This is a genomic window from Leclercia sp. UBA1284, from assembly GCF_002308415.1.
Classification (GTDB): Bacteria; Pseudomonadota; Gammaproteobacteria; order Enterobacterales; family Enterobacteriaceae; genus Enterobacter; species Enterobacter pneumoniae.
The window spans coordinates 1-25,211 of sequence record NZ_DBUS01000006.1 but is presented as its reverse complement, the minus strand read 5'-3'; the positions used below and the strand labels follow the sequence as shown (position 1 = coordinate 25,211).

Sequence of the window (25,211 nt, the reverse complement as noted above, 5' to 3'; positions counted from 1 at the left end):
GTTATCCTTCCTGCTCAATGCGGGTTAATACCTCGCGCAACACCGGTCCATATTCGTATTTTCCTGGGCAAACGTAGGTGCAGAGCGCCAGATCTTCTTCATCCAGCTCCAGGCAGCCCAGCGCCTGCGCGCCGTCGGTATCACCGGCCAGCAAATCGCGCAGCAGCAGAGTGGGCAAAATATCGAGCGGCATTACTCGCTCGTAGTTGCCGATGGGAACCATGGCACGTTCGCCACCATGGGTAGACGTCGAGAAATTAAACAGCTTTTTACGCAGGAAATGGCCGAGGGTGGTGCGGGTGACGGAATGCTTCTCCGCGCCCGGCATCACCCAACCGAAAAGCTCTTTTTCACGCCCTTCCAGCACGACGCTGACCTGCAGATGAAAACGCCCGAGGTATGCCTGCGCACCTGTGGCATGCCTGCCGCTCAGCACCGAACCGGAGATGTGACGGTTTTCCCCATCCAGGGTCTCCTGGGCCAGCAGTTCGTTAAGATCGGCACCCAGTTCAGTACGCACCAGTCGCGGCGTTTTCAGTTGTGGGCCGCCAAGCGCGATCACGCGTTCGCTGGAGAGCACCCCGGTGGTAAAGAGCTTACCGATGGCGATGACATCCTGATAATTGAGATGCCAGACCTGTTTTGTCAGGCTCACTGGCTCAAGGAAATGGATATGCGTACCCACCAGCCCGGCCGGATGCGGGCCAGCAAACGCATTAAAGGTCACTTGCCCCTGTGCATGACCGCCCAGCTTCCCGCCGCTGGCCTGGCAGACATGTACCCGCCCGTCGGTCAGACGCGTCAGTACCGTTAGCCCGGCATCAAAGTCCTGACGCTGGGCCAGAATAATCGGCTGCGGGTCAGCGCTCAGGGGATGGGTGTCGATAGCGGTCACGAAAATGGCTGCCGGGACCGTATCGGGAACCGGCGTTTTACTGTAAGGACGCGTGCGTAGCGCCGTCCAGAGACCAGAAGCCAACAGTTGCGCTTGCACTGCCGAACGACTGAGCGTTGGCAGCTCAGCGAGCGGGTAGTGGGCGAACTCACGCTGGCTGTCGCCCTCAATGCGAATCACCACCGATTGCAGAACGCGCCGCTCGCCGCGATGAATAGCCACCACGGTGCCGCTGGCCGGGGCGGTAAAGAGCACGCCCGGGTTCTTTTTATCTTCGAACAGCGCCTGTCCTTTTACAACGCTGTCCCCCTCCTGTACCAGCATGGCAGGCCGCATCCCCACGTAGTCATCCCCCAGAACAGCGACATGATGCGAGCGCGAGCCTGGAGAGATCTGCTGCACTGGAATGCCGGAGATCGGCAAATCAAGTCCTTTTTTGATTCTTATCATAGTGTTAGCAATACCCATAAACGACCTAACCGGCCAACAAGCCAGACGGGTCAATAATCGATACACAGGAAGAAAGGGAGGGTTGAGGCACCCGGATAAGCGGCGGAGTTGAGCCAACTCCTGAGAAAAGCATCCTTTCTAATCCTTCGGTCTTAAGGCTGCCGAAGTGTAACATTTCCCGGGTTTAGGCGGCAGGAATTGCGGCGTCCCGGGCACTAAAATGCGAGCTAATGCGCAAAGTTCTCACAGCCATCGCAGACGAGATGGGATATAACGTAAAACTATTTTGTAAACCCGCGCCCTGGATCTTGCGAAAAACTCCAGTGGTGCTAATGTGAGCGCTCCTAAATGCAGATAAATCTGATTTCGGGTCTCTTTTGCCGTCCTGGCAAGTTGGTTTAGTTTTATCAAGGAACATGTAGTATGCGCAAAATCGCATTGTTCATTGCGATGCTTCTGATTCCGTGCGTGTCATTTGCCGGGCTGCTCAGCAGCGATAGCTCGACAACGCCGGTCAGCAAAGAGTATAAGCAGCAGTTGATGGGGTCCCCTGTCTATATCCAGATCTTTAAAGAGGAGCGGACGCTCGATCTTTACGTGAAGATGGGTGAGACGTATCAGCTGCTCGACAGCTACAAAATCTGTAACTATTCCGGCGGACTAGGCCCGAAACAGCGCCAGGGCGATTTTAAGAGTCCGGAAGGGTTCTATACCGTGCAGCGCAGCCAGCTCAAACCCGATAGCCGCTTCTATAAAGCGATCAATATCGGCTTCCCGAATCAGTACGACCGTGCGCATGGTTATGACGGCAAATACCTGATGATCCACGGTGCCTGCGTCTCAGTTGGCTGCTACGCCATGACCGACAGCGGAATTGATGAGATCTTCCAGTTTGTGACCGGCGCACTGGTGTTTGGCCAGCCTGGCGTTCAGGTGAGTATCTATCCGTTCCGCATGACCGATGCCAATATGCAGCGTCATAAATACTCTTATTACGCCGATTTCTGGAAACAGCTCAAACCGGGTTATGACTACTTCCAGCAAACGCGTAAGCCGCCGACCGTATCAGTCGTGGATGGCCGCTATGTGGTCAGCAAGCCGCTTAGCCACGAAGTGGTTCATCCACAGCTGGCGTCAAACTACGCGGTCCCCGAGGCAAAATAAGACCCACTCTCCTGGCATGATCTTTTGCCAGGACTCATTGCCCGTCAGCGGCTGAGTGGCGATCACCGTGACCACATCGTTGGGTGTGGTCTCGGTCTGAAAATCAATTTCCACATCCTGATCCAGCAGCTTTGCCACACCGAACGGCGCCCGACGGGTGATCCAGAAGAGGTTGGTAGAGCAAAACGCCATGACGTAACGCCCGTCCGACAGCAGCATATTAAATACCCCTTTCTCACGTAGCTCGGTGGCCAGCGAGGCGATGTATTTGAATACCGCGGTCATATTGCCTGGCGTGCGCGGGTAGCGCTCGGTCAGTTTGTGCAACAACCAGCAAAAAGCCTTTTCGCTGTCGGTTTCGCCCACCGGGCGGAAGTTGCCGGTTTCCAGCGATTTATAGCCCGACAGTTGCCCGTTATGCGCGTAAGTCCAGTTACGTCCCCAGAGCTCGCGGGTAAAGGGGTGGGTATTTTCCAGCGCCACTTCGCCGCGATTTGCCTGGCGAATATGGGCAATCACTGAGCAGGATTTTATCGGATAATCCTGCACCAGACGGGCTATAGGTGAGTTAAAGCTGGGTTGTGGATCCTTGAAGGTGCGACAGCCTTTGCCTTCATAGAAGGTAATACCCCAGCCGTCTTTATGCGGCCCGGTCCCTCCTCCGCGCTGCACCAGCCCGGTAAAACTAAAGCAGATATCGGTTGGCACATTGGCGCTCATCCCGAGCAGTTCGCACATACATGACCTCCACAACAGCGGGGACAATGATGCCCCCGGCGAAGATTTACTTAACCATCTCTTTTTCGATCAACTGAATCAGGATATGAATCACTTTAATGTGAATTTCCTGGATGCGGTCAGCATAGCCAAAGTGAGGAACGCGGATCTCGATGTCCGCCGTGCCGGCCATTTTGCCGCCATCTTTACCGGTCAGGGTGATGACTCTCATCCCTTTCGCCCGGGCCGCTTCAATCGCTTTGATGATGTTACCGGAGTTACCAGACGTGGAAATGCCCAACAGAACATCCCCTTCACGCCCCACTGCTTCAACATAGCGAGAGAAGACATAGTCGTAACCAAAGTCGTTGCTCACGCAGGAGATGTGGCTCACGTCGGAGATCGCAATCGCCGGGTAGCCCGGACGGTTTTCACGATAACGACCGGTCAGCTCTTCGGCGAAGTGCATGGCGTCACAATGTGAGCCACCGTTGCCGCAAGAGAGCACCTTACCGCCGTCTTTAAAGCTGTCGGCAAGCAGGACCGCCGCGCGCTGAATAGCGTGGATATTGGCTTCATCTTTCAGAAAGTTGGCCAGCGTTTCCGCCGCTTCGTTCAGTTCGTTACGAATAAGATCCTGGTACATGAGGATAATCCTTCAGTATTGATGAAATAACAGTGCGAGTGTAACGGATAGCGCGAAAAGCGAGAAGCTAAAGCCACACGATTCGTCGGCGGTTTTGATTTTTTGTGCCGGGTAAAACATGAACAATGTGAACCAGGTTGTAATTACTTTGTAAACACATTGCTAAAAGAAGTGACATCCACTACAACCATATCATCACAAGTGGTCAGACCTCCTACAAGCAAGGGAGCTTTTCTTTATGATGATTTTGAGTCTTATCGCAACCGTTGTTCTGATCGGTGCGCTCTTTTATCACCGCGTCAATTTGCTGCTGAGCAGCCTGATTTTGCTGGCCTGGACCGCAGCGCTGGGATTAGCTGGCCTGTGGAATATCTGGGTGGTACTGCCGCTGGCCATCATCCTGTTGCCGTTCAATTTACCGTCGATGCGTAAGTCGATGATCTCTGCCCCGGTATTCCGCGGTTTCCGTAAAGTGATGCCGCCGATGTCCCGTACAGAGAAAGAGGCAATCGACGCCGGCACCACCTGGTGGGAAGGTGACCTCTTCCAGGGCAAGCCGGACTGGAAAAAACTGCACAACTATCCTCAGCCGCGTCTGACCGCAGAAGAGCAGGCCTTTATCGATGGCCCGGTAGAAGAAGCGTGCCGCATGGCAAACGACTTTGCTATCACCCATGAGATGGCCGATTTACCGCCTGAGCTGTGGGCATATCTGAAAGAACATCGCTTCTTCGCGATGATCATCAAAAAAGAGTACGGCGGCCTGGAGTTCTCGGCTTACGCACAAGCCCGCGTGCTGCAAAAGTTGGCCGGGGTTTCGGGCATCCTGGCGATCACCGTCGGGGTACCTAACTCATTAGGCCCGGGTGAGCTGCTGCAACATTACGGTACGGAAGAGCAGAAAAATCACTATCTGCCGCGACTGGCCCGTGGCCAGGAGATCCCTTGCTTCGCATTGACCAGCCCGGAAGCGGGCTCCGATGCGGGCGCCATTCCGGATACCGGCGTGGTCTGCATGGGTGAGTGGCAGGGTGAGCAGGTGCTAGGTATGCGCCTGACCTGGAACAAGCGCTACATCACGCTGGCACCTATCGCCACCGTGCTGGGGCTGGCCTTTAAACTCTCTGACCCGGACAAACTGCTGGGCGGTGATGAAGAGCTGGGCATTACCTGTGCGCTGATCCCGACCTCCACGCCTGGCGTTGAAATTGGCCGCCGCCACTTCCCGCTGAACGTGCCGTTCCAGAACGGGCCGACGCGCGGGCAGGATATCTTTGTCCCAATTGATTACATTATTGGCGGTCCGAAAATGGCCGGCCAGGGCTGGCGTATGCTGGTGGAGTGTCTGTCGGTCGGGCGTGGTATTACCCTGCCGTCGAACTCTACCGGTGGCCTGAAATCGGTGGCGATGGGGATTGGTGCTTATGCGCATATCCGTCGTCAGTTCAAAATTGCCATCGGCAAGATGGAAGGTATCGAAGAGCCTCTGGCGCGTATCGCAGGCAATGCCTACGTGATGGACGCCGCGGCATCATTAATTACCTACGGCATCATGCTCGGCGAAAAACCGGCGGTGCTGTCGGCGATTGTGAAGTATCACTGTACCCACCGTGCGCAGCAGTCGATTATTGATGCGATGGATATCGCAGGCGGTAAAGGCATTATGCTCGGCGAAGGCAACTTCCTGGCGCGAGGCTATCAGGGTGCGCCTATTGCCATCACCGTAGAAGGGGCAAACATTCTGACCCGTAGCATGATGATCTTCGGCCAGGGGGCGATTCGTTGCCATCCTTATGTGCTGGAAGAGATGGCGGCGGCGCAGAACAACGATCTCGACGCGTTCGATAAGCTCTTCTTTAAACATATTGGTCACGTGGGAAGCAACGAAATGCGTAGCTTCTGGCTGGGTCTGACGCGCGGCCTCACCAGCGCCACCCCAACCGGCGATGCCACTAAACGTTACTACCAGCACCTTAACCGCCTGAGTGCTAACCTGGCGCTGCTCTCGGACGTCTCCATGGCCGTGCTGGGCGGAAGCCTGAAGCGTCGTGAACGCATCTCAGCCCGTCTGGGCGATGTGCTGAGCCAGATCTTCCTCGCCTCGGCGGTACTGAAACGCTACGACGATGAAGGCCGTCATGAAGCGGATCTGCCGCTGGTGCACTGGGGCGTACAGGATGCGCTTTATCAGGCAGAACAGGCCATTGATGATCTGCTGGCGAACTTCCCGAACCGCTTTGTGGCCGGTGCCCTGCGCGTGGTGATCTTCCCGACCGGACGTCACTACCTGGCGCCAAGCGATAAGCTGGATCATAAAGTGGCGAAGATCCTGCAAATACCGAGCGCAACCCGCTCCCGTATCGGCCGCGGTCAGTATCTGGCCCCGACGGAGCATAACCCGGTCGGTCTGCTGGAACAGGCGCTGCTGGATGTCATGGCGGCCGACCCGATTCACCAGAAAATCTGTAAACAGCTGGGCAAAAACCTGCCGTTTACCCGTCTGGATGAACTGGCTCAGCAGGCGATGGCGGGTGGGATCATCACCCCGGATGAAGCGGCTGTGCTGGTGAAAGCGGAAGAGAGTCGTCTGCGCAGTATCAACGTTGATGATTTCGATGCTGAAGAGCTGGCGACCCAGCCGGTAAAGCTGCCGGAGAAGGTCCGCAAGCCTGAAGCGGCGTAAGCCAAATCGGACCGACAAACCCCGCCCCGTGCGGGGTTTTTTATTGCCCCCATTTCGACGGGCCTCGTGCTACAGTGTTTTGATGCGGTCCTGTGAGGAGTCTTAACTGTGCCTGGTTTGAAAATTACGCTGTTACAACAACCCTTAGTCTGGATGGATGGCCCTGCCAACCTGCGTCATTTTGATCGTCAACTGGAGGCGATTTCCGGTCGCGATATCATTGTGTTGCCGGAGATGTTTACCACCGGCTTTGCCATGGAAGCCGCGACAAAATCGCTGGCACAGGAAGAGGTCGTGGCCTGGATGCAGGCAAAGGCACAGCAAGCCAACGCGTTGATCGCGGGCAGCGCTGCCCTGCAAACTGAACGTGGCCCGGTGAACCGCTTCCTGCTGGTGGAGCCTGAAGGTAAGGTGCATTTCTACGACAAGCGCCACCTCTTCAGAATGGCCGATGAGCATCAGCATTACGAGGCGGGTAACGTGCGCGTGGTGTTTGAGTGGCGCGGCTGGCGTATTCTGCCGCTGGTCTGTTACGACCTGCGCTTCCCGGTCTGGTCACGTAACCGCGACGATTATGACCTTGCGCTGTATGTTGCCAACTGGCCCGCTCCGCGCTCGCTGCACTGGCAGGCTCTGCTGACCGCGCGGGCCATTGAAAACCAGGCCTGGGTCGCGGGATGTAACCGGGTAGGCACCGACGGCAATGGTCACCATTATCGTGGTGATAGCCGGGTGGTGAGCCCGCAGGGCGAGATCATTGCCACTGCCGAGCCACATCAGGCGACGCGCATTGACGCTGAGCTCTCGCTAACGGCGTTAAAAGAGTATCGGGAGAAGTTCCCTGCCTGGCAGGATGCGGATCCGTTTCGTATTGAGTGAGTTCCCCTCACCCTGACCCTCTCTCCAAAGGGGCGAGGGAACCGTGCAATGCCGTTCCCTCCCCCCTAAGGTCAGTTATTAACTCACTAACGCCTGCCCATCTTTGCGGCTCTCCGTCGCGGCAACATAGTGCCCCTCCGGCAAGCGATAGATCACCTGTGCGCCGCCAAAGTTGTACTCTTGCAGCGGATCCTCCACCACAATCTGATGCCCACGCGCACGCAGCGCGGCGATGGTATTGCGATCGAAGGTGGATTCGACGATCACCTCCCTGCCCTGCACTACGCGCCAGCGCGGCGCATCGATCGCGGCCTGCGGGTTCTGGCCGTGCAACATAATACGCAGCGCCATCTGCATATGCCCTTGCGCCTGCATCGGCCCGCCCATCACGCCAAAGGACATCAGCGGTTTGCCGTTGCCGTCCATCGCAAAGCCAGGAATGATGGTGTGGAACGGACGCTTGCTGCCCGCCAGCGTGTTCGGGTGTTTAGGATCCAGCACAAAGCCGCAACCGCGGTTTTGCAGGCTGATACCGGTATCTGGCACTACTACGCCTGAGCCAAAGCCCATAAAGTTAGACTGGATGAACGAGACCATCATTCCGCTGGCGTCGGCCGTAGAAAGATAGACCGTGCCGCTCTGAGTCGGTGAACCGTAGACAAAGTCAGAGGCGTTATCCGGGTCGATTAGCGCGGCGCGTGATTTCAGATAATGGTCACTCAGCAGCTCTTTGGCGGCAAATTCCATATGCGCTTCATCGGCCACATAGCGGTCAAGATCCGCCAGCGCCAGCTTCATGGCCTCGATGGAGAGGTGCAGCGACTGCACGGAGTCCGGATGATGCTTCTCAATGCCGCACTGCTCCAGAATGCCCAGCGCGATCAGCGTCGCAATGCCCTGGCCGTTAGGCGGTAACTCCTGAACGGAACCGCCGGCAAAATCACGTGACAGCAGCTCCACCCAATCCACGCGATGGTTGGCAAGATCGTCTTTCGTCAGGTGTGCGCCATGCTCGGTTGCAAAGGCGGCAATTTTCTCTGCCAGCTCGCCCCGGTAAAAGGCCTCGCCATTGGTTTTGGCAATCAGCTCCAGCGACTCCGCCTGCGCCGGATTGCGGAAGATCTCCCCCACGCGCGGCGCGCGGCCTTCCGGCGCGAAGCAGGCGCTAAAGCCGGGCTGATCTTTTAGTTTGTTGTAACCGCGCTGCCAGAGATGGCCAATCAGCGGCGATACCGGGAAGCCATTCCGCGCATATTCAATGGCAGGCTGTGCCAGCGTGGTGAGGGGCAGCGTGCCGAAACGCTCTGCCAGAGCGACCCAGCCGGAGACCGCGCCAGGCACGGTTACTGCATCCCAGCCCAGCTCGGGCATGGCGGTTTTCCCGGCAAAGAGATCCGCATGCCAACTGGCCGGCGAGCGCCCGGAGGCGTTCAGACCATGCAGCTTTTCGCCATCCCAGATGATGGCGAAGGCATCGCTGCCGATGCCGCAACCCGTTGGCTCCACCACGGTCAGCGCCATGGCGGTGGCGACCGCGGCATCGACCGCATTACCGCCCAGTTGCAGCATACGCATACCTGCCTGCGCCGCCAGCGGCTGTGACGTAGCCACCGCGTTATGTCCCATCATGGGCGGACGGCGAGAATCGTAACCGGTCGTAAAATCAAGCGCTTTGGTCATCATGACTCCTTAGTCGTGGCGCGGGTCGAGCGCATCGCGCAGGCCGTCACCGAGTAAATTAAAGCCCTGCACCGCCAGGAATATGGCGATGCCGGGAAAAACAGACATCCAGGGCGCCTGTTCAAGAAAACCTTTTGCCGTGTTCAGCATCGAGCCCCAGGAGGGGTTTGGCGGCTGTTGGCCCAACCCCAAAAACGAAAGGCTGGCTTCGGCAATAATCGCTGAAGCAATCGCCAGCGTGGCCTGCACCAGAATCGGCGACATCACGTTTGGCAGCACGTATTTGATGATGATCCAACGGTCCGGCAGGCCGATTGCCCGCGCGCCGTCGATATACTCTTCGTTGCGAATAGCGATCACCTGGCCGCGCGTCAGGCGAGCGAAAATCGGCATCGCCGAAAGACCAATAGCGATCATGGCGTTGGTCAGGCTCGGGCCTAAAAACGCCCCCAGCGCGATAGCCATAATCAGGAACGGGCAGGCCAGCAGCGCCTCGATAAAACGGGAGATGACGCCATCCCAGATCCCCTGGAAGTAGCCCGCCACCAGCCCCAGCGGGACGCCGATAACCACCGCAATCACCACCGAGACACAGCCCGCCATCAGCGAGGTACGCGCGCCCCAGATGATGCGTGACAGAATGTCGCGCCCCAGTTCGTCGGAGCCAAACCAGAACAGCTCCGACGGCGGCTTACGGACCGCGAGGAAGTTCGCTTTCACCGGATCGAACGGGGCAATCCAGGGTGCCAGCAGCGCAATCAGGACAAAGATCCCGACAACCACTGCCCCTATCACCGCACTCTTGTTGGCGAGAAATTTTTTCAGCACCCGGTTCTGCGCGCGGGGGGTGACGGCCGCAACGGATTGAGTAGTCAGTTCCGCCATAATTAACCTCGCATTTTCGGGTTGATAAGCACGTAGAGGACGTCCGCCAGCAGGTTCAGCATCAGGAAGCCGATAGCCACAATTAGCACCACGCCCTGCACTACCGCGTAGTCGCGGTTAAAGACAGAATCGACGATCATTTTGCCGAAGCCTGGAATAGTGAAGACCTGTTCGGTCAGGACCGCCCCGCCCAGCAACTCGCCAAACAACAGCGTGGTAAGGGTGATCACCGGCACCAGCGCGTTGCGGAATGCGTGCTTGAGGATCACCGCGTTGGGCAGCAGCCCTTTGGCCCGCGCGGTACGGATATAATCTGCCTTCAATACCGCGATCATCGAGGCTCGGGTATGGCGCATGAGCGTCGCCGCCAGACCGGTACCCAGCACCGACGCAGGCAGCAGCAGCGTGCGCAGGTTCTGCATGGGATCTTCACTAAACGGCACATAGCCTGAGGCGGGAAGCCACTGCAGATTGACCGAGAAGACCAGAATCAGCAGGATCCCCAGCCAGAAGTGCGGTATCGAGATCCCGGAGATCGCCACGAAGTTAGCCCCATGATCCACCCAGCTATTTTTATTCACCGCGGCAAGGATCCCCATGCTGATGCCAAACACCAGCGCGATGATCATCGCCAGCAGCGACAGCTCCAGAGTTACCGGCAACTTGCTGGCAATCAGCGTGGTAACCGGTTCATGGGTACGTAAGGAGACACCGAGGTCGCCCTGCAGCGCGCGGGTCAGCCAGTCGTAATACTGCACCGGTAGCGGTGCGTCGAGGTTTAACTCCGCGCGCAGTTGAGCGATGACCGCCGGGTCACGCTCCTCTCCCGCCATCGCAATCAGCGGGTCGCCGGGCAGCAACTTTTGCAGCCCGAAGACCATCATGCTCACAAGCAGCAAGGTCGGGATGGCCAGCAGCAGGCGTTTGCAAATCAGTTCCAGCATGGTTTCTCCTCACGCCCTCAGTTAGTTGGCCAGCGACAGGCCCGCCAGACGCACGATACCGTCCGGATAGGGCTTGAACCCCTGCACGTTCTTATTCAGACCGAAAATACGCGGTTCGAAATAGAGGTAGGCGATCGGCATATCGGTTTGCAGCTGCTTCACGACGTTGTTGTAGAGCGGCTGGCGTACTGCCGGGTCGTTGCTCAGACGTGCCTGCGCGAGCCACTCGTCTACCTGCGCGTTGCTGTAGCGCCCATCGTTGAGGTTGCCCTTGCTGTTGATGAAGCCATAAATGCTGCCATCGGGATCAGGGCGGCCTGACCAGCCGGAGAAGCTCAGCTGATAATCGCCGCTCTGCTGGCGATCCAGTAACGTGGCGAACTCGGTCATTTGCAGGTTGAGGTTAAAGCCCGCTTCCGCCACCATCGCCTGCAATACCTGGCCTACCTGCTGCGAGGTGGGGTTATTCGGCACCAGCAGATTGACGTTCAGCGGCGTGGTCACACCCGCGGCTTTCAGCAGCGCTTTGGCTTTTTCAACGTCGCGCGGCGGCACCGGCACCTTCACATGGTAAGGACTGACCGGCGAGAACGCCTGGTTTGCTGGCGTATAGAGTCCCTCGAACACCACCTGGTTCAGCGCATCGCGGTCAATCGCCTGTGAGAAGGCTTCACGCACGCGAGCATCCTGGAACGGATCGTTTTTCGACACCTTGCCGTTATTGATATTAAAGGTGATGCCCTGGTAGCCGAGGCCAGTGACCTTCGCCAGCGCCAGTTTGCTGTCGGCCTCAACGGTTTTGACATCGCTTGCGGCGACGCCTTCCGTGAGATCCAGATCGCCCGCGCGCAGGTTCGCCAGACGCACCGACGCATCCGGGATCGGCAGATAAATGATTTTGTCGAAGTGGTAGGCCTCTTTGTTCCAGTAATTATCGAAACGGCTCAGCACGATGCGATCCTGCGAGACGCGGCTGTCAAATTTATAGGGGCCAGAGCAGACCGGATGCGCGGCGAAGTCGGGTTTTTCGGCGGCTTGCGGCGCCATCATTGCGCCGGCACGGTCGGTAAGCTGCATCAGCAGCGCCGCGTCCGGGGTCTTCAGGTGGATAGCAATCTGGGTGGGGCTTTTCACTTCCACCGACTCGATGGAGGAGATTTCGCTTTTGCGCAAAGAACCTTTCAGCGTCAGGGCGCGATCGAGGTTATATTTCGCCGCAGCCGCATCAAACTTTTCACCATCGTGGAAGGTGACCCCTTCGCGCAGATTCATGGTCAGGGTTTTACCGTCTTCGCTCCATGTCCAGTCTTTTGCCAGCCCTGGCACCACTTTCAGGTGCTCGTCCACGTCCACCAGCCTGTCGCACAGCGAGGTGAAGACAAAGCGGCCATAATAGGTGCGCGCCAGGTGAGGATCGAGCATATCGGGATCGGCACCGAGGCCGATGCGCAGCACGGTTTCAGACTGCGCAGGCAGCGCCGCGCCCAGCAACATAACACTTCCCAGTACGGTCAAAAGAGAATTTCGCATTGTCATTATCATGAGTTCCTGGCTGGAAGAGAGGAGTGGGTTGCCGCGTGTTCGAACAGCGCGCGGCGTCGCAAAAAGGCTGCCGATGGCGGTGCTATCTGGATAACACTGCGATCGCGGTTGATCTCCTGCCAGCGATGGCAGGCCACCTGACGTCCACCTTCCAGAACCTGATCGATCGGCTCTACCTGGCGGCATTCATCCGTGACGTAAGGACAGCGAGTGTGGAAACGACATCCGCTGGGGGGATCCGCCGGATTCGGCAAATCGCCCTGTAGCAAGGGGGTATCGCGCTGGGCACCCGGCTGCATCTGCGGAGCAGAGGCAATCAACGCCTGGGTATAGGGATGCAGCGGCGCGTCAAAAATTTCATCTACCGTCGCCAGCTCGACGATCTGCCCGAGGTACATGACGGCTACGCGGTCGCTCATGTGGCGGATCACCGCCAGGCCGTGCGCCACGATAACCATGGTCAGACCCAGCTGATGTTTTAGACTTTCCAGCAGGTTGACCACCTGCGCCTGAACCGAGACATCCAGCGCCGAGACAGGCTCATCCCCCAGCAGCAGCTTTGGCCCGGAGGCCAGTGCGCGTGCGATCCCGATACGTTGACGCTGCCCACCGGAAAACTCGTGGGGATAGCGCTCCGCCCAGGCGGCCGGTAATCCAACGGTTTTTAATAGCTCCACCACCCGGTGTTGACGATCGGCTTTTTTCATATCCTGATGCAGCCACAGCGGCTCACCAACGATCTGCTCCACCGTCATGCGCGGGTTTAGCGAGGCAAAGGGATCCTGAAAGATAATTTGCAACTCACGACGCAGTTGGTTCAGACGGGAACCCGAAGCATGGGTGATCTCCTCGCCCTGATAAAAAACACGCCCTTCACTCGCCGCCAGCAGACGCAGCAATAGACGGCCCAGGGTCGATTTACCCGAGCCCGACTCGCCGACTATCGCCAGCGTTTCGCCAGGCATAACCGAGAGCGAGACCCGATCCACCGCGGTGACAAAGCGCTGCGGAGCAAAGAGCTTTTTCGGCCCGGGGAAGAGTTTGCTCAGATCGCGAGCTTCCAGAATGGGTGTGGTCATGCAATTTCTCCCAGGGCGATGTGCTGCTCAAGCGGTACGCGGAAACAGGCAACCTGATGGCCCGCGCCCTGCGTACTGAGCTGCGGTTTTTCGTTATGGCAGCGAGTCTGCGCAAACGGACAGCGCGTGGCGAAACGACAGCCCACAGGCATGGATTGGGGCAAAGGTACCGCACCAGGAATGGTCGAGAGCTGGCCTTTGCGGGCCCCCATCGAAGGGATAGAGCCCATCAGTCCGATGGTATACGGGTGTTGCGGGTCGGCAAAAATCGCCTCAACGCTCCCCTGCTCGACCACCTGCCCGGCATACATTACGGCCACCTGCTGCGCGACCTCCGCCACCACGCCAAGATCGTGGGTGATCATCAGCACGGCGGTGCCGGTCTCGTCTTTGAGGGTGTTTAGCAGCGTGAGGATCTGGGCCTGAATAGTCACGTCCAGCGCGGTCGTTGGTTCATCGGCAATCAGCAGACGCGGATGATTGATCAACGCCATCGCAATCATCACGCGCTGGCGCATGCCACCCGAGAGCTGATGCGGATACGATTTCAGGCGCATTTCTGCCGCCGGGATCTGCACCTTTTCCAGAATCTGCCGTGCAACGGCCATCGCATCAGACTTAGAAACCTTCTGATGACGCATGACCGCCTCGCTAAGCTGATCGCCCAGGGTAAAGGCCGGGTTGAGCGAGGTCATCGGCTCCTGGAAGATCATCGCCATTTCGCTGCCGCGCAGGTCGGCGTATTCACGCGCCGAGAGTTGGCGTAGATCATGGCGTCGAAACTGCATCTCACCGCTAACAATTTGCGCGCTTGAGGGAAGCAGCCCCATCAGCGCCAGCGACGTAATGCTCTTTCCGCAGCCTGATTCTCCCACCAGCGCCAGGGTTTCCCCCGCTTTAACGCTGAGTGAAATACCGTCCAGCACGCTGACCGGCGAGCCGGCGAACTTGACGTTGAGATTATGCAGACGCAGAACTGGCGCGGTCTCCTTAAAAGGGATTGTCGTCATAGCAGGGGAGCATCCTCAAGGTTGATCGCCTGGATCAGGGCGGTTTGCAGACTCAGCAGATGCTCGCGCATAGCGGCAGCAGCTTCGTTGGGCTGGCGATGAATGATCGCCGTGATGATTTTGTGGTGATGGTCGTTATAAACGTCGACGCGCTCCGGCGTACGCGCCATTTCACGCAGATGCTGCCAGGCAGGATCACGTCTGACGGCATCGATGGCGTCAAAGAGGCCAAGCATCAGGCGATTACCTGCGGCTTCTGCGATGGCGCGGTGAAAGGCGCTGTCCCACAGTTCATTCAGATCGCGGTCGTCCGGGCTGACCTTGTCGATACGTTCAAGCATGCGCTGCATCAGCGCGAGGTTTTCCCTGGTGGCACGCAGTGCCGCAAGACGGGCTAAGCCGGGTTCGAGCTGCAGACGGGCTTCCATGACCTCCAGCAAATTGGTCTGCTGAACCAGCCCCTGCAAGGCTAAGGGTTCAACGGGTGCAGCGGGGCCAATAAACGTGCCCTTGCCCTGCTTGCGCCAGATACGCCCTTCCTCTTCCAGCACATCCAGCGCACGGCGAACTTCCCGTCGCCCTACGCCGAGTTTTTCCGACAGCTCACGTTCAGTGGGCAGCGGAATGCCTGGTGTTGACTCATGCTGGTTGATAAGCCCGCGCAGTTGCTCAAGCGCGGTACTGGAATTTGCCAGAAATCCGGACGTTTTTTCCATATTGGTTCGCCTGCTTTCATCATTACTTTATTTTTATTAACAATAAGTTATTGATATAGATTTTTACTTATTGCCTTAATGATTAAGCAATTAACGAACCAATTACGCATTGGTTCAGGAAATTTCTGGGATCGCTCAGATAAGATGATGATAAAAAAAGGGTTATTTCTTTACAGAAATGTTACATCGAGAAACGAATAAAAAGCCCGCAGACGATAAAACGCACAATAACAGTGCAAATATTGCACCAAAAAGCTGCAATTGTTAATAAATTGCACCATTTAAATTAATTAAATGTTAACAAAAAGGAATAGTGAGATAAGAAAGAGAGGGGATAGAAAGGACAGACAGAGTAGAAACGACGAAGGCCTGAATCATTTCTGATTCAGGCCTTCTGAATGTGGCGGAACGGACGGGACTCGAACCCGCGACCCCCTGCGTGACAGGCAGGTATTCTAACCGACTGAACTACCGCTCCGCGTTGTTCCCTTGGGAACGAGGCGAATATTACGGTCTGCCTCAGAACCCGTCAATGCTTTTTCTCTTGTTTTTAATCGTTTGCTGCAAAAATCGCCCACCCGATGATATTAACAGCAAAAAAGCAGGCTTTATGCCCGCCAGAGGCAGCTCCCACCCTTCTTTTGCACCAGATCGAGACGTGATTCGTGATTTACCAGCTCCTCATCACCTGCTCGTATAACCCGCAGATTGCTCGCCTGACGAACAAGACGCTGAATGCCGCCTTCGTTTTGCTGCTGCTGTGCGTCATTATCGCTGCCAAACTTTAACAGCGTTTGGCCACCGGTCATCGTTAGCCAGACATCGGCCAGGATCTGGGCATCGAGCAGTGCGCCGTGCAGCGTTCGCTTGGTGTTATCGATTTCGTAGCGCGAGCATAACGCATCCAGGCTGTTACGCTTGCCCGGGAACATTCTTCTTGCCAGCGCCAGGCTGTCGGTCACCTTACAGAAGGTATCCGTTTTAGGAATGCCGCGATTAAGCTTACTGAACTCATAGTCCATAAAGCCGATATCGAACGATGCGTTATGAATGATCAGCTCTGCGCCGGTGATGTATTCAAGAAAGTCGTCGGCGACGTCAGCAAAGGTGGGCTTGTCGAGCAGAAACTCATCGGCGATACCGTGAACGCCAAAGGCTTCAGGATCAACCAGCCGGTCTGGCTTGAGGTAGACATGGAAATTGTTGCCGGTAAGACGACGGTTGATGACCTCGACCGCCCCGATCTCGATTATCTTGTGGCCTTCATAGTGCGCCCCGATTTGGTTCATACCGGTGGTTTCAGTATCGAGGACGATCTGTCGTGTAATTGCAGTGCTCATAGCGGTCATTTATGTCAGACTTGTCGTTTACCGATCGTTTCAAAACAGGAAGTCTACCAGAGATGCGTAAACAGGTAGAAATTTTCACCGATGGATCTTGCCTTGGCAATCCCGGCCCTGGCGGCTATGGCGCGATTCTCCGGTATCGCGAGCATGAAAAAACTTTCAGTGAAGGCTACCGGCTCACCACCAATAACCGCATGGAGATGATGGCGGCTATCGTGGCGCTGGAGGCCTTAAAAGAGCATTGCGATGTGGTGCTCAGCACCGACAGCCAGTATGTGCGCCAGGGTATTACCCAGTGGATCCATAACTGGAAAAAACGCGGCTGGAAGACAGCAGATAAAAAACCCGTTAAGAACGTCGATCTGTGGAAACGTCTTGATGCCGCATTAAGCCAGCACCAGATTACCTGGGAGTGGGTTAAGGGCCATGCGGGACATCCAGAGAACGAACGCTGTGATGAGCTGGCGCGGGCAGCGGCAATGAATCCGGTTCATGAAGATGTGGGTTATCAGCCGGAGGCTTGATCAAGGCTTCCGGTATTGCCGGGTGGCACCCACGGCCTGACGCAGCGGCGTTTTGCTTTTGCTCTGTTTCATCGGATTAAGCGTGAGCGGGATAGTCCGCTTGCGCGCCACAATGACCTGCATGCAGCCCAGCGCCGGGAAATGCGTGCTAAGCAACTTCCCGCCCCGCCGCGTCCAGGGTAAAACCTGAAAACCGCTGTGATACATCACTTCAAAGTTGAGTAATGAGAGCCAGTCCAGCTGGCGCATCATCGTAAACATGCGGCTGTTATAGGGCGGTGTGCGACGCAATACGGGCACCAGCTTGCGCAGCCCCATCAGACTCATCGGATTAAAACTGCTTAAAATCAGCCAGCCATCATCGATAAGCACCCGATCGGCTTCCCGCAGAAGACGGTGAGGATCGCCACACCAGGGTAAGGTATGCGCCAGCAGACAAGCATCGACAGACTTTTCGGCAAAAGGCAGGTGCAATGGATTGGCTTTGACTTGTAGCGGCTGACCAGCCAGAGAGACATTCACCTGGTGCGAGATAGCACAGCATTCCGAGTTGATTTCCGCGCTTAAATTGCCAATCTTAAGCAGGTGAAAACCATACATTTTTGCAAACCAGGGTTTGAGTTGCTGCTCGAGCGCTTCGCGGTAGTATTCACCCCAGGGCAAATCGGCCCATCGCTCCGGTGGTGAGACTGTCTGAGGTATCCTTGCCGGTTTCATCAACACACCCGCTACGTAGTCAGAGGTAATAAATGAATCTTATCAGTATTCCCGCGTTTCAGGACAACTACATCTGGGTTTTGACCGATGATACAGACCATTGTGTGATCGTTGATCCCGGCGAAGCCGCGCCAGTTCTGCAGGCGATTGAGGATAACCAGTGGCAGCCTGACGCCATTCTGTTAACGCATCATCACCATGACCACGTGGGCGGCGTGACGGCGCTGCGCGCTAAATTCCCGCATCTTGTGGTATATGGTCCCGCTGAAACGCAAGATAAGGGTACGACACGCGTAGTAGAAGATGGCGATAAGATCCTCATACTGGGGTCGGAGTTTTCCGTAATTGCTACACCAGGTCACACTTTGGGACATGTTTCTTTCTTCAGTTTCCCTTATCTTTTTTGCGGTGACACGGTGTTCTCTGGCGGCTGCGGAAGACTTTTTGAAGGTACGCCAGCGCAGATGTATCAATCATTCCAAAAAATTAATGCGCTTCCCGACGAGACGTTAATTTGTTGTGCGCATGAATATACATTAGCAAATATGAAGTTTGCCCGACACGTTCTGCCTGAGGATCGGGCGATAAACGATTACTACCATAAAGTTAATGAGTTACGTGCAAAAAACCAAAAAACACTCCCTGTTATTCTGAAAAATGAACGTAAAGTTAATGTTTTTCTACGAACGGATGATCCTGTTTTAATTGATAAAATAAACAAAGAAACAACTGTGCAACACCCTGAGGCCTGTTTCGCATGGTTGAGGGCTAAGAAAGACAACTTTTAACAATTGCAGGTTGCCTTTTCAAAAATTGGTCGTTATCATCGCTCGTCTTTTAAGCAACTATTGACACACACATGAAGGCAAAAGCGATTTTACTCGCCTCTGTCCTGCTTGTGGGTTGCCAGGCGTCTCAGAACACTGGCAACGTACAACAGCACGCACAGAGCCTTTCTGCAGCTGGTCAAGGGGAAGCAGGGAAGTTTACAAGTTCGGCGCGATGGATGGACGATGGGACGTCATTTGCGCAGGAACAGGACTTGTGGGCCTCTATTGGCGACGAGCTAAAGATGGGAATTCCGGAAAACAGCCGGATACGCGAACAGAAACAGAAGTATTTAAGAAATAAGAGCTATCTCCACGATGTAACTTTACGGGCAGAGCCGTATATGTACTGGATAGCCGGGCAAGTTAAGAAACGTAACATGCCGATGGAGCTGGTACTCCTACCCATAGTGGAGAGCGCTTTTGACCCACACGCAACGTCTGGTGCCAATGCCGCAGGTATTTGGCAGATCATACCGAGCACAGGGCGCAATTATGGTTTAAAACAGACTCGCAGCTACGATGCGCGTCGTGATGTGGTCGCCTCAACTACGGCCGCTCTCGATATGATGCAGCGTCTGAACAAGATGTTTGACGGTGACTGGCTGCTAACTGTCGCGGCTTACAACAGCGGTGAAGGTCGTGTACTGAAGGCAATGAAAGCGAATAAAGCGCGTGGCAAACCCACGGACTTTTGGTCGCTTCCACTGCCACGGGAAACCAAACTGTATGTCCCCAAAATGCTGGCTTTGAGCGATATTCTCAAAAACAGCAAACGTTATGGGGTGCAGTTACCGACTTCCGACGAGAGTCGGGCACTGGCGAGAGTGCGTCTGAGCAATCCTGTAGAACTTAAGCAGGTTGCCGATATGGCGGGCATCTCGGTGACGAAACTGAAAGCCTTTAACGCTGGCGTGAAGGGTTCGACGTTAGGTAACAGTGGTCCGAAATACGTGCTGGTGCCGCAGAAGCATGCAGAACAGTTACGTAACTCGCTGGCGTCTGGTGAAATCGCTGCGGTGCAGTCAACCCTGCTCGCCGATAACTCACCGGTCAGCAGCCGTAGCTATAAGGTTCGTTCAGGCGATACGCTTTCGGGCATCGCTTCACGACTCGGCGTGAGCAGCAAAGATTTGCAGCAGTGGAACAATCTGCGTGGTTCAAACCTGAAGGTAGGTCAGAACCTGACCGTTGGCGCGGGTAGTAGCGCGCAGCGTCTTGCCCGCAACAGCGATAGCATTACCTATCGTGTTCGCAAAGGTGATTCGCTCTCCAGTATCGCGAAAACGCACGGCGTAAATATCAAAGATGTGATGCGCTGGAATGATGATACTGACAACCTGCAGCCAGGCGACCAGTTGACGTTGTTTGTAAAAAACAACGCAACGCCAGACTCCTGATAACAGGCGCAGAAAGAAAAAGGCACCGATTCCCCTCGGTGCCTTTTTTTATTTAGCTGGCCTTTTGCGCCTCAGCAAACAGGGTATCGCTGGTAAAAGAGCCGTCACTCTCCAGTTCGAAGTACGCTTTCACTTCAGCGGATGCGCTCTGCTGATAGAGTCGAATCGCCTGGCTCAGTGCTTCTGGCGTGCGCATTCTGGCGATCCAGGAGCTGAACTCCAGCGGTAAGCGATCGGTCACCATCGTGCGAGCTATTAATCCCGCTTCGGTCATCCACGTTAACCATTCGCCGCTACTGTAGTTACGTACGTGCGAGGTATCGCGCAGCGCTTCGACGGTCTGTAACCAGATATCACGTACCGGGTGGCCTGGCACCATCACGTCCATAATGATGAAAATACCGCCAGGTTTCAGTACCCGCTTAACCTCGCGCAGCGCCTGTCCGACGTCATGCCAGTGGTGTGCTGAATAGCGGCTGATCACCACGTCGAAGCTCCCCTCGGCAAACGGCAATGATTCTGCATACCCTTGTCGGGTAGTCATATTGGTCAGCCCTTTTTCCTTTGCTGCCGCGTTAACCACATCGAGCATCTGGCTGGATAAGTCATAGGCGGTCACCCCTGCAACCTGCCCGGCGGCAATAAAGCTGGCGTGCCCTGCCCCACAGCCTAAATCCAGTACCTGGGCGTCTGGAAATGAGGCGAGACGCTCGCCCAGACGCACTAAATCGCGTCCCGAGGCGTGTACTGCACTTGTCAGGTAAGCGCTTGCCTGTGAACCGAACTGTTTTTCTACGTTGTCATGATGGGATTGTGTTGTCATCGTACTGTCCTTTGTTGTTAGAAAAAAAGAAAGGGCAGCACCTCACCAGCACAGGTCTGCCCCACGGCAGACCTGACGAACCATTACTTCTCAGGTTTGCCGGGACTGAATTCAACTAGTAGAGGATTATGGTCGGAAGCGCGCGTAACCAGTACAGAGGCTTCGTGCACATTCAAACCACGATAGAAGACGAAATCGAGAGGACGACCGAACGCTTTGCGGCGCTGATCATCGGTAAAACGCACTTCGCGCAGTGACATTTCACGGGCAAAGCGATACAGCGCATTCATCCGCGGGCGGCTCCAGGCATTGAAATCCCCGGCCATGATAATCGGCCCGCTATGGTGAGCAATTTGATCGCCTATTGGGAGTAACTGCTTACTGTAGACATCGACGCCCAGACTGAAATTCACGGCGTGTATGTTTACGACCATCAGTAAACGGGTGTCAGGCAATGGGTAGACCGTGACCAGTGCCGATTTGGCCAGCCGCAAAATAGGCTCTCGCTCGCGAAGCGGACAACAGTAGACCGGGTGTGCAGCAGAGAGCGTCATCACGCCGGAGGGATGCTGCGGCAGGACAAAGGCCGGAACCTGATCGGCAGCCAGGTAGTTTGTGGTAGCGAATCTGACCAGCTCAGGGGTCGTTTGCGCCTCCTGCAGTAACACCAGATGCGCATCCTTGCCGAAGTTCTTCAGAACAGATAACCATTCGGCGCGTTGCTGCTTAAAAATGTTCCACACCAGCACGCGAATTTTTTCGTCGCTGCTTAACGGCGCACCGGCTGGCAATGCCTGGCCGATAGTCGCAAACGAGCCCGGAGGTAAAATTCTCTCCGCTGGCTGTCCGGCTACATAGCGCATGGCATAGGTATTCTTTCGCACTGTTGAAAACGGCCTCAGTCTCATGGACCGCCCAAAAAACGGGCGGGTACTATTGTTATAAGGTTTTCAGGTCACACTTTCAATGCAATGGGTGAGAAACATTTAATGGGTTTATGAAAGCTGCCGCATAACCGTTGATAGTACTGATGCTTCATCAGGACTATCACTTCGCTAAACCAAAAGGATCAAATGATTGACTAGCCTTCAGACGCATTTTTCAGAACGGGGCTGTCGGTCTTATCCAGACGGCCGCTGATGCCAACCAGCACCAATGCAGCCAGAACAATAAGGGAACCTATCCATGGCGTTTGCGCCAACCCAGCATGCTGTACCGTTTGTCCGCCAACGATCGACCCCAGTGCGATACCAATATTGAATGCCGCGATATTCAGGCCAGATGCCACATCTACCGCGTTCGGGGCATACTGCTCCGCTTTCTGCACGACATAGACCTGCAGGCCCGGAACATTACCAAAGGCAAAAATCCCCATGACCAGAACGGTTGCCAGCGCGGCATATTGAATTGACGCAGTAAACTGGAACACCATCAGTAATATCACCAGGGCTGCAAAAATAATCTTCAATGCCGGCACGGCACCCTGTTTATCCGCAAGTTTACCGCCCCAAATATTGCCTATCGCGACAGAGACACCATAACCCAGCAGGATCCAGCTCACTGCGCTGGGGGAAAAGCCAGCCAGGTTCTGCATCATAGGTGCCAGGAAGGTAAACGCCGTAAACACGCCACCATAACCGAGAGCGGTAATGACATAAATGATCAACAGTCGCGGGTGTGTGAGCACTTGCAGTTGCTCACGCAGTGTCGCCGCTGTACGACCCGGAATATTTGATGGGATCAATAACACACTGCTCACTAACGCAATGACGCCCAGTAAAGAGACCGCAAGAAACGTCTCACGCCAGCCGAAGTGCTGCCCAATAAAGGTCCCCAGCGGTACTCCAGTAACCAGCGCGACCGTTAATCCGCCAAACATAATGGCAATAGCCGATGCGGCTTTCTCTTTCGGCACTAAGCTTGTCGCTATGGTCGAACCAATCGAGAAGAACACCCCATGAGCCAGGCCGGTAAGCAGGCGCGCAATCACCAGCGTCGTATAATCTGGCGCCTGCCAGGCAAGCATGTTCCCGGCGGTGAAAAGTACCATCAGCCCTATGAGTAACTGCTTTCTCGGCAAACGGCTTGTGAGCGCGGTCAGGACTGGCGCGCCGATGGCGACGCCGAGCGCATAGATGGAAACCAACAACCCCGCTGAAGGCAGCGAAATAGCAAGTTGTTCGGCAATAGTAGGGACTAAACCTACGATAACAAATTCGGTCGTGCCAATTGCAAAGGCACTGATCGTCAGGGCAAGTAATGCCAGTGGCATAATAACTCCGTCTCATCAGGATTAAGATGACACGTAGTATGCGTTAGTGCTTAAATAACAAAAATGGTCAAAGTATCAATATAATTTTGCGGAAATAGCAACAATGAAAGCAACCTCAGAAGAGCTGGCAATCTTTGTCGCCGTGGTCGAAAGCGGAAGTTTTAGTCGTGCTGCGGAGCAGCTTGGGCAAGCCAACTCAGCAGTAAGTCGGTCAGTGAAGAAGCTTGAGATGAAGCTTGGCGTCAGCTTGCTAAACCGCACAACGCGGCAACTCAGCCTGACGGAAGAGGGAGAGCGCTATTTCCGCCGGGTGCAGTCCATACTGCAGGAGATGGCAGCGGCAGAAACCGAGATCATCGAGAGCCGTAACACACCGCGCGGGTTATTACGCATTGATGCCGCCACGCCGGTCGTGCTGCATTTCCTGATGCCGCTAATCAAACCTTTCCGTGAACGTTATCCTGAAATGACGCTTTCGCTGGTCTCCTCAGAGACATTCATTAATCTTATTGAAAGAAAGGTTGATGTCGCCATTAGAGCGGGTACATTAACCGACTCCAGCCTCCGCGCTCGCCCTCTGTTTAAAAGTTATCGTAAGATTATTGCTTCTCCGGCCTATCTTAAAGAATTTGGCGAACCCGCAACGGTGAACGATCTCAAACAACATATGTGCCTGGGTTTTACCGAGCCTTTGTCCCTGAATACGTGGCCGCTAGCCTGCCATGACGGGCAGCTACATGAAATTGAGTGTGGATTGTCTTCCAACAGCGGAGAGACGCTAAAACAGCTCTGTCTGGAGGGAAATGGGATCGCTTGTCTGTCTGACTACATGATTGATAAAGAAATAGCCCGAGGCGAGCTGGTAGAGTTGATGGCAGATAAACGTCTGCCCGTTGAGATGCCTTTCAGTGCCGTGTACTACAGCGACAGAGCGGTAAGCACGCGGATCCGCGCCTTCATTGATTTTCTGAGTGAACGTATAAAAACAGCTCCCGAAGGAGCTGAGTAAGGGTTCAGAGAGCCAGAAAACATTAATCCCAGTCTGGCGCTAATCCTTCCGGACTCACCAGACGATCGTTGCACTCTAGCGCCGCGATCGCTTTTCTATCTTCGTCATCCAACTTGAGATCCTGCGCCAACAGGTTGCTGGCCAGATTCTCACGTTTAGTCGAGGAAGGGATCACCGCGAATCCTTCTCCTAATGCCCATGCCAAAATGATCTGAGCTGGTGTCGCATTATGTTTGTCGGCGATACGAACAATAACGTCATCTTTTAGCGCTTTACCGTAAGCCAGGGTCATATAAGAGGTGATATGGATACCGTGCTCTTTTGCCCAGCTCACTACTTTGCGATTCTGCAGATAGGGCGATAACTCAATCTGATTCGTTGCAATATTCTCCGCGCCCACGGCTGCAATGGCTTTTTCCATCAGTGAAATGGTGAAGTTAGAGATGCCGATCTGGCGGGTCAAGCCCTGCTCTTTCGCTTCCAGCAGTGCCTGCATGAACGTTTCGACAGAGACCGCATCGTTTGGCGAAGGCCAATGGATTAGGGTCAAATCAACGTATTCAGTACGCAGCTTCTTCAGACTCTCTATGAGGCTTGGGATCAGCTTTTCTTTGCTGAGATTCTCGGTCCAGATTTTGGTGGTGATAAAAAGCGCGTCACGCGGTATACCGCTCTCTTCAATGGCCTGGCCAATGGCCGCTTCATTATCATAAATCTGCGCCGTATCAATGGTGCGATAGCCCAGTTCAAGAGCAGTTTTTACCGACGCGATAACAACGTTGTCTTTCAGACGGAAAGTGCCCAGACCAAGTGCAGGGATAGTCATGTCATTCCTCATAAATCATTTTGTTATTAAGTGAGGAAGATTATCGCTGCTGTCGTTATGCAGAAAAAGATCGTGAAACGCAGAGGATTTTTGCTGTTCAAGCAATAATAATAGCGCGGACGAAAAAAAAGCCCTGAGCATCTGCTCAGGGCTTTCAATAAGTGGCGGAACGGACGG

The 25,211-nt window shown here is 55.2% G+C and carries 22 protein-coding genes, 1 tRNA gene and 1 pseudogene; 7 read left to right on the top strand and 17 right to left on the bottom strand.

Features of this window, described 5'->3' with window-relative positions:
• Position 1: 1 nt before the first annotated feature.
• Positions 2 to 1,345, bottom strand: a complete 1,344-nt coding sequence (locus tag B3511_RS03355; protein ID WP_286777529.1) for a Na(+)-translocating NADH-quinone reductase subunit A — start codon at positions 1,343 to 1,345, stop codon at positions 2 to 4.
• Positions 1,346 to 1,768: 423 nt separating this feature from the next.
• Between B3511_RS03355 and dpaA the strand changes: the two genes are divergently transcribed.
• On the top strand, positions 1,769 to 2,509 hold the full coding sequence (dpaA, locus tag B3511_RS03350; RefSeq protein ID WP_040077036.1) for a peptidoglycan meso-diaminopimelic acid protein amidase: 741 nt from the start codon (positions 1,769 to 1,771) through the stop codon (positions 2,507 to 2,509).
• Here dpaA and B3511_RS03345 read toward each other — a convergent pair.
• Both B3511_RS03345 and lpcA read right to left on the bottom strand, forming a co-directional pair.
• Entirely contained in the window at positions 2,480 to 3,247 is a 768-nt protein-coding gene (locus tag B3511_RS03345) for a class II glutamine amidotransferase (protein WP_040077037.1), read from the bottom strand. The two genes, dpaA and B3511_RS03345, sit on opposite strands and share 30 nt — an antisense overlap.
• 46 nt (positions 3,248 to 3,293) lie before the next feature.
• Positions 3,294 to 3,872 carry a D-sedoheptulose 7-phosphate isomerase gene (gene lpcA / locus B3511_RS03340; protein WP_286777528.1) on the bottom strand — a complete coding sequence of 193 codons (579 nt, stop codon included), beginning with the start codon at positions 3,870 to 3,872 and terminating at the stop codon, positions 3,294 to 3,296.
• A 238-nt stretch (positions 3,873 to 4,110) separates the two neighbouring features.
• Here lpcA and fadE point away from each other — a divergent pair, with 238 nt between their 5' ends.
• Both fadE and B3511_RS03330 read left to right on the top strand, forming a co-directional pair.
• Positions 4,111 to 6,555, top strand: a complete 2,445-nt coding sequence (gene fadE, locus B3511_RS03335) for an acyl-CoA dehydrogenase FadE (RefSeq protein ID WP_040077039.1) — start codon at positions 4,111 to 4,113, stop codon at positions 6,553 to 6,555.
• A gap of 108 nt (positions 6,556 to 6,663) precedes the next feature.
• The gene (locus tag B3511_RS03330; RefSeq protein ID WP_207293046.1) at positions 6,664 to 7,434 is read left to right on the top strand and encodes an amidohydrolase; all 771 of its coding nucleotides are present in this window, start codon (positions 6,664 to 6,666) and stop codon (positions 7,432 to 7,434) included.
• 78 nt (positions 7,435 to 7,512) lie between these two features.
• Here B3511_RS03330 and B3511_RS03325 read toward each other — a convergent pair whose 3' ends face one another.
• The 9 genes from B3511_RS03325 to dnaQ all read right to left on the bottom strand — a co-directional run bounded on the left by B3511_RS03325 (position 7,513) and on the right by dnaQ (position 16,630).
• Positions 7,513 to 9,114, bottom strand: a complete 1,602-nt coding sequence (locus B3511_RS03325) for a gamma-glutamyltransferase family protein (protein WP_233803184.1) — start codon at positions 9,112 to 9,114, stop codon at positions 7,513 to 7,515.
• 9 nt (positions 9,115 to 9,123) lie between these two features.
• Positions 9,124 to 9,999 carry an ABC transporter permease gene (locus B3511_RS03320; RefSeq protein ID WP_212477124.1) on the bottom strand — a complete coding sequence of 292 codons (876 nt, stop codon included), beginning with the start codon at positions 9,997 to 9,999 and terminating at the stop codon, positions 9,124 to 9,126.
• Between the two features lie 2 nt (positions 10,000 to 10,001).
• Positions 10,002 to 10,943, bottom strand: coding sequence for an ABC transporter permease (locus B3511_RS03315; RefSeq protein ID WP_286777527.1), 942 nt, complete (start codon positions 10,941 to 10,943; stop codon positions 10,002 to 10,004).
• 21 nt (positions 10,944 to 10,964) lie between these two features.
• Complete coding sequence (locus B3511_RS03310) at positions 10,965 to 12,479, bottom strand: ABC transporter substrate-binding protein (protein WP_286777526.1); 1,515 nt, start codon at positions 12,477 to 12,479, stop codon at positions 10,965 to 10,967.
• Positions 12,480 to 12,481: 2 nt separating this feature from the next.
• The gene (locus B3511_RS03305; RefSeq protein WP_046886703.1) at positions 12,482 to 13,564 is read right to left on the bottom strand and encodes an ABC transporter ATP-binding protein; all 1,083 of its coding nucleotides are present in this window, start codon (positions 13,562 to 13,564) and stop codon (positions 12,482 to 12,484) included.
• The gene (locus tag B3511_RS03300) at positions 13,561 to 14,574 is read right to left on the bottom strand and encodes an ABC transporter ATP-binding protein (RefSeq protein ID WP_286777525.1); all 1,014 of its coding nucleotides are present in this window, start codon (positions 14,572 to 14,574) and stop codon (positions 13,561 to 13,563) included. Before B3511_RS03300 ends, B3511_RS03305 begins: the two co-directional genes overlap by 4 nt.
• The gene (locus B3511_RS03295; protein ID WP_040077049.1) at positions 14,571 to 15,290 is read right to left on the bottom strand and encodes a FadR/GntR family transcriptional regulator; all 720 of its coding nucleotides are present in this window, start codon (positions 15,288 to 15,290) and stop codon (positions 14,571 to 14,573) included. Before B3511_RS03295 ends, B3511_RS03300 begins: the two co-directional genes overlap by 4 nt.
• Before the next feature lie 401 nt (positions 15,291 to 15,691).
• Positions 15,692 to 15,768 (bottom strand) — tRNA-Asp (locus tag B3511_RS03290).
• A gap of 130 nt (positions 15,769 to 15,898) precedes the next feature.
• On the bottom strand, positions 15,899 to 16,630 hold the full coding sequence (gene dnaQ / locus B3511_RS03285) for a DNA polymerase III subunit epsilon (RefSeq protein ID WP_040077050.1): 732 nt from the start codon (positions 16,628 to 16,630) through the stop codon (positions 15,899 to 15,901).
• On the opposite strand from dnaQ, the pseudogene rnhA reads away from it, so the two are divergent.
• Positions 16,584 to 17,160: pseudogene (gene rnhA / locus B3511_RS03280) on the top strand (ribonuclease HI). The gene dnaQ and the pseudogene rnhA sit on opposite strands and share 47 nt — an antisense overlap.
• Here rnhA and B3511_RS03275 read toward each other — a convergent pair.
• The gene (locus tag B3511_RS03275; RefSeq protein ID WP_046886700.1) at positions 17,161 to 17,877 is read right to left on the bottom strand and encodes a class I SAM-dependent methyltransferase; all 717 of its coding nucleotides are present in this window, start codon (positions 17,875 to 17,877) and stop codon (positions 17,161 to 17,163) included.
• A 32-nt stretch (positions 17,878 to 17,909) separates the two neighbouring features.
• On the opposite strand from B3511_RS03275, the gene gloB reads away from it, so the two are divergent.
• Positions 17,910 to 18,665, top strand: coding sequence for a hydroxyacylglutathione hydrolase (gene gloB / locus B3511_RS03270; RefSeq protein WP_286777524.1), 756 nt, complete (start codon positions 17,910 to 17,912; stop codon positions 18,663 to 18,665).
• A 71-nt stretch (positions 18,666 to 18,736) separates the two neighbouring features.
• Entirely contained in the window at positions 18,737 to 20,104 is a 1,368-nt protein-coding gene (mltD, locus tag B3511_RS03265; RefSeq protein WP_286777523.1) for a murein transglycosylase D, read from the top strand.
• 52 nt (positions 20,105 to 20,156) lie between these two features.
• On the opposite strand, the gene B3511_RS03260 is transcribed toward mltD, so the two are convergent.
• The 3 genes from B3511_RS03260 to B3511_RS03250 form a co-directional block, all read right to left on the bottom strand.
• On the bottom strand, positions 20,157 to 20,927 hold the full coding sequence (locus B3511_RS03260; RefSeq protein ID WP_286777522.1) for a class I SAM-dependent methyltransferase: 771 nt from the start codon (positions 20,925 to 20,927) through the stop codon (positions 20,157 to 20,159).
• Positions 20,928 to 21,010: 83 nt separating this feature from the next.
• Positions 21,011 to 21,811 (bottom strand): endonuclease/exonuclease/phosphatase family protein, encoded by an 801-nt coding sequence (locus B3511_RS03255; RefSeq protein ID WP_046886696.1) that lies wholly within the window; start codon positions 21,809 to 21,811, stop codon positions 21,011 to 21,013.
• A 197-nt stretch (positions 21,812 to 22,008) separates the two neighbouring features.
• A complete protein-coding gene (locus tag B3511_RS03250; protein ID WP_286777521.1) occupies positions 22,009 to 23,199 on the bottom strand; it encodes an MFS transporter in 1,191 nt (396 codons plus the stop codon).
• Positions 23,200 to 23,302: 103 nt separating this feature from the next.
• On the opposite strand from B3511_RS03250, the gene yafC reads away from it, so the two are divergent.
• Positions 23,303 to 24,208 carry a DNA-binding transcriptional regulator YafC gene (yafC, locus tag B3511_RS03245; RefSeq protein ID WP_046886694.1) on the top strand — a complete coding sequence of 302 codons (906 nt, stop codon included), beginning with the start codon at positions 23,303 to 23,305 and terminating at the stop codon, positions 24,206 to 24,208.
• Positions 24,209 to 24,230: 22 nt separating this feature from the next.
• Here yafC and dkgB read toward each other — a convergent pair whose 3' ends face one another.
• Positions 24,231 to 25,034 carry a 2,5-didehydrogluconate reductase DkgB gene (gene dkgB, locus B3511_RS03240; RefSeq protein ID WP_286777520.1) on the bottom strand — a complete coding sequence of 268 codons (804 nt, stop codon included), beginning with the start codon at positions 25,032 to 25,034 and terminating at the stop codon, positions 24,231 to 24,233.
• Positions 25,035 to 25,211: the final 177 nt, after the last annotated feature.

Coding starts and splice junctions, on each gene's coding strand:
- B3511_RS03355 (WP_286777529.1), bottom strand. CDS start 1,345: ATGATAAGAATCAAAAAAGGACTTGATTTGCCGATCTCCGGCATTCCA.
- dpaA (WP_040077036.1), top strand. CDS start 1,769: ATGCGCAAAATCGCATTGTTCATTGCGATGCTTCTGATTCCGTGCGTG.
- B3511_RS03345 (WP_040077037.1), bottom strand. CDS start 3,247: ATGTGCGAACTGCTCGGGATGAGCGCCAATGTGCCAACCGATATCTGC.
- lpcA (WP_286777528.1), bottom strand. CDS start 3,872: ATGTACCAGGATCTTATTCGTAACGAACTGAACGAAGCGGCGGAAACG.
- fadE (WP_040077039.1), top strand. CDS start 4,111: ATGATGATTTTGAGTCTTATCGCAACCGTTGTTCTGATCGGTGCGCTC.
- B3511_RS03325 (WP_233803184.1), bottom strand. CDS start 9,114: ATGACCAAAGCGCTTGATTTTACGACCGGTTACGATTCTCGCCGTCCG.
- B3511_RS03320 (WP_212477124.1), bottom strand. CDS start 9,999: ATGGCGGAACTGACTACTCAATCCGTTGCGGCCGTCACCCCCCGCGCG.
- B3511_RS03315 (WP_286777527.1), bottom strand. CDS start 10,943: ATGCTGGAACTGATTTGCAAACGCCTGCTGCTGGCCATCCCGACCTTG.
- B3511_RS03310 (WP_286777526.1), bottom strand. CDS start 12,479: ATGACAATGCGAAATTCTCTTTTGACCGTACTGGGAAGTGTTATGTTG.
- B3511_RS03305 (WP_046886703.1), bottom strand. CDS start 13,564: ATGACCACACCCATTCTGGAAGCTCGCGATCTGAGCAAACTCTTCCCC.
- B3511_RS03300 (WP_286777525.1), bottom strand. CDS start 14,574: ATGACGACAATCCCTTTTAAGGAGACCGCGCCAGTTCTGCGTCTGCAT.
- B3511_RS03295 (WP_040077049.1), bottom strand. CDS start 15,290: ATGGAAAAAACGTCCGGATTTCTGGCAAATTCCAGTACCGCGCTTGAG.
- dnaQ (WP_040077050.1), bottom strand. CDS start 16,630: ATGAGCACTGCAATTACACGACAGATCGTCCTCGATACTGAAACCACC.
- B3511_RS03275 (WP_046886700.1), bottom strand. CDS start 17,877: ATGAAACCGGCAAGGATACCTCAGACAGTCTCACCACCGGAGCGATGG.
- gloB (WP_286777524.1), top strand. CDS start 17,910: ATGAATCTTATCAGTATTCCCGCGTTTCAGGACAACTACATCTGGGTT.
- mltD (WP_286777523.1), top strand. CDS start 18,737: ATGAAGGCAAAAGCGATTTTACTCGCCTCTGTCCTGCTTGTGGGTTGC.
- B3511_RS03260 (WP_286777522.1), bottom strand. CDS start 20,927: ATGACAACACAATCCCATCATGACAACGTAGAAAAACAGTTCGGTTCA.
- B3511_RS03250 (WP_286777521.1), bottom strand. CDS start 23,199: ATGCCACTGGCATTACTTGCCCTGACGATCAGTGCCTTTGCAATTGGC.
- yafC (WP_046886694.1), top strand. CDS start 23,303: ATGAAAGCAACCTCAGAAGAGCTGGCAATCTTTGTCGCCGTGGTCGAA.
- dkgB (WP_286777520.1), bottom strand. CDS start 25,034: ATGACTATCCCTGCACTTGGTCTGGGCACTTTCCGTCTGAAAGACAAC.